The 6,362-nt window shown below is 40.3% G+C and carries 7 protein-coding genes and 1 other RNA gene; 3 read left to right on the top strand and 5 right to left on the bottom strand.

From position 1 onward, the window contains the following. Positions 1-148 precede the first annotated feature (148 nt). Positions 149-994 carry a YbgF trimerization domain-containing protein gene (locus HLH16_RS14955; RefSeq protein ID WP_131289050.1) on the bottom strand — a complete coding sequence of 282 codons (846 nt, stop codon included), beginning with the start codon at positions 992-994 and terminating at the stop codon, positions 149-151. A 294-nt stretch (positions 995-1,288) separates the two neighbouring features. Here HLH16_RS14955 and ffs point away from each other — a divergent pair. Then, an RNA gene (gene ffs / locus HLH16_RS14950) (signal recognition particle sRNA small type) lies at positions 1,289-1,385 on the top strand. Between the two features lie 44 nt (positions 1,386-1,429). Here ffs and HLH16_RS14945 read toward each other — a convergent pair. The 4 genes from HLH16_RS14945 to HLH16_RS14930 form a co-directional block, all read right to left on the bottom strand. Continuing rightward, complete coding sequence (locus HLH16_RS14945; protein WP_131289048.1) at positions 1,430-2,032, bottom strand: regulatory protein RecX; 603 nt, start codon at positions 2,030-2,032, stop codon at positions 1,430-1,432. Between the two features lie 88 nt (positions 2,033-2,120). Next, positions 2,121-3,164: a recombinase RecA gene (recA, locus tag HLH16_RS14940; RefSeq protein WP_171529912.1), complete on the bottom strand. Its 1,044-nt coding sequence runs from the start codon at positions 3,162-3,164 to the stop codon at positions 2,121-2,123. 144 nt (positions 3,165-3,308) lie between these two features. Then, complete coding sequence (locus tag HLH16_RS14935) at positions 3,309-3,749, bottom strand: RNA-binding S4 domain-containing protein (RefSeq protein WP_171529911.1); 441 nt, start codon at positions 3,747-3,749, stop codon at positions 3,309-3,311. Continuing rightward, positions 3,742-4,428 carry an HAD-IA family hydrolase gene (locus tag HLH16_RS14930; RefSeq protein ID WP_171529910.1) on the bottom strand — a complete coding sequence of 229 codons (687 nt, stop codon included), beginning with the start codon at positions 4,426-4,428 and terminating at the stop codon, positions 3,742-3,744. The genes HLH16_RS14935 and HLH16_RS14930 overlap by 8 nt, the downstream gene beginning before the upstream one ends. Before the next feature lie 13 nt (positions 4,429-4,441). On the opposite strand from HLH16_RS14930, the gene HLH16_RS14925 reads away from it, so the two are divergent. Next, positions 4,442-5,296 (top strand): 3'(2'),5'-bisphosphate nucleotidase CysQ family protein, encoded by an 855-nt coding sequence (locus HLH16_RS14925; protein ID WP_131288926.1) that lies wholly within the window; start codon positions 4,442-4,444, stop codon positions 5,294-5,296. 56 nt (positions 5,297-5,352) lie between these two features. After that, a complete protein-coding gene (locus HLH16_RS14920; RefSeq protein ID WP_131288924.1) occupies positions 5,353-6,090 on the top strand; it encodes a histidine phosphatase family protein in 738 nt (245 codons plus the stop codon). Positions 6,091-6,362 lie beyond the last annotated feature (272 nt).

Here is a 6,362-nt window from a genome sequence, read left to right as displayed (position 1 = left end):
ATCCAAGTAAATCTGTTTGAGAGAAAAACCTTAAAAGCTTTATTCATGCCCGATAAAATACCGATAAAACAAAAGGAAGCTCAATTGAGCCTCCTTTTATGAAAAATTGTGGGACAGCAGTGCCTTCTATGGTGTCTTTTTTATTGTTTTATTTCTTTAAATAACCTGCTTCTTCCGACTTCGGATAATCTTTGAGTAGCTTGGTCTTAAGTTGATTGGCCAATATTGTATTACGGTCTACATCTTTGGCGATACTGTGAAGCTGGTACAGCGCTCGAGCTGCTTTAGCTGAATTCGGATATTGATTGATTACAATATTGTAATTCTTTTTCGCTTCAGTGTAATTGGTCGGTTCAATGGCTAAATTGAATTCTGCCAACCAGAAATAAGCATTACTAATATAAACACTGTTAGGATTATTTTTAATAAAGTTTTTCATCGGTGCAATGGCTTTTTTTGCACCACCTTGTTTATAGGCATCTAAAGCCACAGTATAAGCAGCTTTGTCCAGATCAGCCGGAGAGGGTTGAGTATTTGCTTGAGTACTAACAGCTGCTGGTGAGATAGTGGTTGACTTTGCTGCTACTGGAGTTGGGGTATTTACGGTGCTGGGAGAAGTATCCTGTTGGTTATCCTCCTCTGGAGTTGCACTTTCTGGATCCACTTTTTGTTGCAAGAGTTCTAAACGCTGATCCAAATCGGTATAGCGATTGGTGAGTTCATGTTTCAGTTTTTCAATTTCATTGTCTTGCTCTTCAATTTTGCCACGTAATGCACGAACATCATTTTCTAATTGTTGATTTTTCTGCATGATTTGCCAATTCAGATTGGTCGGTACATTGGCAGTTGTGGCACCTGAATCAATAGCGACATTATTTGCACTTGGTTCAATGCTCGTTTGGCTTAAACCGCGAGATTCAATTGGAATGTTGGCATAAAGCGAAGCTGAGCTAAGTAAGGTGAGTACACATAAAGCATGCTGTTTGAGCATCATAAAAACATCCATTTCGTATTCTTAGGCATATTCAAAATTTGCGACATTTAGAATGTACCAGTTTAAAAGATCTGACCACATTAAAAACGTCCATGCCGTGAAATGCAATATGCATTTACAAACTTGTGGTAGGTTTAAAGTAATTGATAGTCCAGATAAAAATATACAAAAATGCTATTTTTAATCAATATTGTTTTTTTAATAATCAAATAAAAGCGATGTGGCTCGAAAAGTGATTTGAAGGCTTGCAAGTTAAATAAAAATCTCTATACTCTAATCTTGCAATGGTAGCCCCGCTGGTGGCTTCGCAATTGTACTCTGTAAACCCCGCCAGGACCGGAAGGTAGCAACGGTAACAGATCTATGATGTGCCGAAGTTTTGCTAGTGGGGTTGCCACCAGTTTCTAAAATAATAATTCTTATTCTATTCCTCTCTTAAAAATCATCCTCTTTTCTTGTAATTGCTTTCATAATCGCATCCATTTCAAAACCCCGATACATCAAAAAGCGAATTTGCTTGGCTTTTAGTTTTGGCTCTTTTTCTACATTTGTACCGTATTTTTTAACTTTCAGTTGATAAGCCTGTTCATTCCAGTCGGTTTCTTTTAGTTCTTCCTGAATTAAACTGGCATCAATTTTTTTTGATTTTAAAGCCAGCTTAATTCGGTTTGGACCTTTCCCTTTTCTTTTTTGACTCGACAGCATAATTTCTGCGACACGTTGGTCACTTTGATAATTTTCTTTGGCTAACTCATCCACCAGTTTCAGCACCTCATCACGATCCATGGCATACAGTGCCAGTTTTTCGATCAGGTCAGCTTTTGAGTATTCTTTGCGTGTCAGTACGGCAAAGGCATACGAGCGCAAACGTGAGCCTGTGAGACCTTTAGGCTTGGGCTGTGGCTCATCTTCAAAGTGTAATGCTTCGGACTCTAGGATGGGGGCTTGTGGGGCAGATGTCGCTTCTGTCGATGAATCATCAAATTGTTGTTTCATGCTTTCATAGTCAAGCAGTTTGGGAAATTTTGGATTAGTCATAGTGTTGTATCTATCACATCAAATAAAAAACGCCCCGTAGGGCGTTTTACAGTTTAACTCGAAAAATTCGACTTTAACATCATGCTGATTAAGCATCTAGGAAGTCTGGTTCTTCTTCGTCTTTTTCTTCAATTGGCTTGGTCACAGGGGTTAACAGCTTTTCGCGAATCAGACGGTCAAGCTCCTGTGCAATTTGAGGGTTTTCCTCTAAATGGCGGATCACGTTATTTTTACCCTGACCAATTTTATTACCTTGATATGAATACCAGGCACCTGCTTTTTGTACCAGTTCTTGAGCTACTGCAAGATCAACCAGCTCACCCAGTTGATTCACACCTTTACCATACAAAATCTGGAATAAAGCTTCTTTGAACGGAGGTGCCATTTTGTTCTTCACGACTTTAACCCGTGTTTCAGAACCGACAATTTCGTCGCCTTCTTTCACTTGACCAATACGGCGGATATCCAGACGTACAGAAGCGTAGAATTTAAGTGCATTACCACCCGTTGTGGTTTCAGGACTACCGAACATTACACCAATCTTCATACGGATCTGGTTAATGAAGATCACCATACAGTTAGAGCGTTTTGCATTACCGGTAATTTTACGTAATGCCTGACTCATCAAACGTGCCTGTAAGCCCATGTGCGAGTCACCCATTTCGCCTTCAATTTCTGCGCGAGGCGTAAGGGCAGCCACGGAGTCGACAACGATCATGTCAATTGCACCAGAGCGAACCAGCATGTCTGCAATCTCAAGTGCCTGTTCACCATTGTCCGGCTGAGAAACCAACAGGTTGTCCAGGTCTACACCTAACTTGCGTGCATATTGAGGATCAAGCGCATGTTCAGCATCGATGAAGGCACATGTACCACCCGCTTTTTGACATTGTGCAATGGCTTGCAAAGTCATCGTGGTTTTACCTGAAGATTCAGGCCCGTAGATTTCAACGATACGACCTTTCGGCAAGCCACCAATACCGAGTGCGATGTCCAGTGTTAAAGAACCTGTAGATACCGCTTCGACAGCCAGTACGGTGTTATCACCAAGACGCATTACTGTATTTTTACCAAACTGTTTTTCAATTTGGCTTAGGGCAGCATTCAGCGCCTTACTTTTATTATCATCCATCTCACAACCTCAAAACGATGTCACAAACATATTAACTTAAGTGGATGTGTTACTTTAAAACGTGTTCCACTCAAGTATAGTGACAGATTCATTCTTTATGTTCTATATCAATTCAGTCAAATGCGACAGAATGTGACGCTTAAATTAATCATGACTATAAGACCAGTCTTGGTCAAATTGTTGATCATTATCTTGTTTAAATTTACTGATTTGCCGTCGATCTTTTTTACTCGGTCGATGTTCAGGTCGGGCTAGATTATGCAACTTTCTTTGGGTTGCAAGCAACTCTCGTTTTGCAATACTCACTTCTGTTTCTTCATACAGCAGTTGGGCAGCGGGTGCCGCACCACGATTCGCGGATAAAGCTTTAATCACAATGGTTTTTCGCTCAAAACCTTGTTGAATGGTCAGTTCCATTTCAATACGAACTTCTTTGGAAACTTTAACGCGTTCACCATTATGGTGGACTTTTCCGCCTTCAATCGCAGCTTTGGATATCGAACGTGTTTTAAAAAAACGTGCCGCCCACAGCCATTTATCTACACGCATACTTTCAACGGTGTTTTGTTGAGAAGGATTAGGCATATTTTTTCAAATCCTCTGCTTGTTCTAACATGACGATTAAATCGGTCAAGTCTTGTAAAATAGGATAAGGACTTTCAGTCCGTATATTTCCTTTAGATGAGGGCTGTGCAATGCTAATTAAATTCTGAATACCAAATTTTTCTGCACCTTTCAGGACTTTTTCTGTGTCATCGATAAAATAAGCGGATTTTTCTTGGAATGGATGTAGGGCATGCAGCTTTTGCCAGAATTCGATCGATTCTTTGGCATAACCAATGCTTTCACTGCTGATAATCACATCAAAATAATCAGCGATTTGGGTGTGTTCAAGTTTAAACTTTAAACCTTCGCAATCTGCATTGGTTGCAATCCAGCAGGCATAACCATTGGCTTTTAAATAATCGAGCAGTTCTATACAGCCAGAACGTAAAGCCACCTTATGTTTAAATTCATGTTGTAGTGCAAGAGTATCGACGCCAACTTTTGAACTCCAGAAACGGGTTGAATACCAATTTAGGGTATGATTATGCTCTTGATAAAACTGGAATAGCGATTCAGTACTTTGTTCGAGCGTGCAACCGTGCATGGCAGCATGGCGAATGGGAAGTTGATGATTCCAGATGAAATCATCATAAGCAAGGTCAAGGAGCGTGCCATCCATATCAAAAATGATGGTCGGTTTTTCTGAGTAATTCGACATATAAAGGTAATCTATGTTTAAAACAACAACAGCACCACAAGATGCTTTGATTTTACAGCTTGTACCCATTGTGACACAGGCGTGTGAAATTTTGCGAGTAGAATATCAGGCATATTGTGCGGGTGGAGCTTTTGATGTCGAGAGAAAAAGTGACAATTCTCCTGTGACCCAAGCAGATCACCGAGTCAATGAATTTATCACCCTATCTTTACAGCAGAATTTTCCACAGATCCCTTTATTGTCAGAAGAAGGTGACAATACCGAACGGAAACAATGGCAAAACTTCTGGTTGCTTGATCCTTTGGATGGAACCAAAGAATTTCTGCATAAGCGACCTGAATTTACGATTAACTTAAGTTTGGTGGAAGGTGCACAGACCACTTTTGCGATATTAGCCATTCCGGCTGAGCAGATGCTCTATATTTGCCCGAAGCAAGGTTTACCGTTGAAATTTGAGCTTCAAACCGGGCAATGGTGGGAGTATCTGGAAGATAAACCATCAACTGCAATTCAAATTGGCTTAAGCCAAACTAGCCAGAATAAGCCCAAATATGCTGAATACTTGGACATATTAAAACAACAAGTTGAAATTGTTGAATTTAAGGCAGGGAGTGCTTATAAATTTTGTATGATCCTTGAGGGGAAAGTCGATATTTATCCACGTTTCCATCCGACCAGCGAGTGGGATACCAGCGCAGGTCAATGTCTGATCGAGCGTATTGGTGGTGGGCTGGTGGATTTAAAGGGCAGACCCTTTTTATATAATCAACGGAATAGTTTATTGAACGGTGGCTTTATTGCATTTAAGAATATTGAAATGAAAAAATTAGCATTCCATGCTCTAGGACTTATGGCGAACATCCCTTGAGCAGATGTTTTAACATGCTATAGTGTGCCGAACCATGTTTAATTTTTGGCTGCATCATGGCATTAGACCTACTCCCTGCAAGTATGCTCAAGGCAATTGATTTATTGCCCGATGCAAAAACACCTGTGACTTTGTTTACCCGTCATTCTATTCGTGAAGTGGTGGCTGGGCAGGGTTTGGCTGGCTATGATTTACAGTTAACCTCACAAGGTCGTGACTTGGCACAGGCATGGGGCACATATTTAATTGAAAATACAGACCGGAGTATCCAGCACTGTATTTCAAGTCCAATTCAACGCTGTGTCGATACGGCAGCTTTAATGATTCAAGGTGCTGATTCGAGTACGCTTGCACAAAATACCCATCATATTGAAATCGTCGAGCAAGGCTTGTTGGTTGAACCGGGAAGTTTTGTGCTGGATATCAAGCAGGCAGGTCCATATTTTAGCAAACAAGGGGCTTTGGGTTTTATCAATAGTTTTGTCAATAATGCCTTGCCGGGAATGAAACATCCGATTACCGGCGTGGTAGACGTATTAGAGCTTATTTATAACACCCATCCCCAAGATCATTTTGGTTTAAGTTTGGCAGTGAGCCATGATACGATTTTAGCTGCAATCATTGCCGTGATTTCTGGGCGTAACACCATCAGTCAGGAAGACTGGCCACAAATGATGGAAGGCTTGTTTGTCTGGTTTGAAGGGGATGAGTTTTTAGAATCGAAACTCAAATGGATTTGGCGCGGTAAAGTCAGGGAGCTTTCGATTCGAGAGTTTCAGAAGTTAGAAAAATAAAAGAGTTACTTCTAAAAAAGAAAAACTTAAATCACCTTAAGAAAATCTACCCAGATGGTGTTCTATTAAAAAATGATAAATCCATCTTATCTTCCGCAATTTTAAATATTTGATCCGTATTAACAATTACTAAATTAAAATGGGTGTAGGGGTCACTGCTGTCCCACAATTTTTCATAAAAGGAGGCTCAATTGAGCTTCCTTTTGTTTTATCGGTATTTTATCGGGCATGAATAAAGCTTTTAAGGTTTTTCTCTCAAACAGATTTACTTG

This window comes from Acinetobacter sp. ANC 5378, assembly GCF_013004315.1.
GTDB lineage: Bacteria > Pseudomonadota > Gammaproteobacteria > Pseudomonadales > Moraxellaceae > Acinetobacter.
This window is presented reverse-complemented; position numbering and strand designations above follow the sequence as displayed.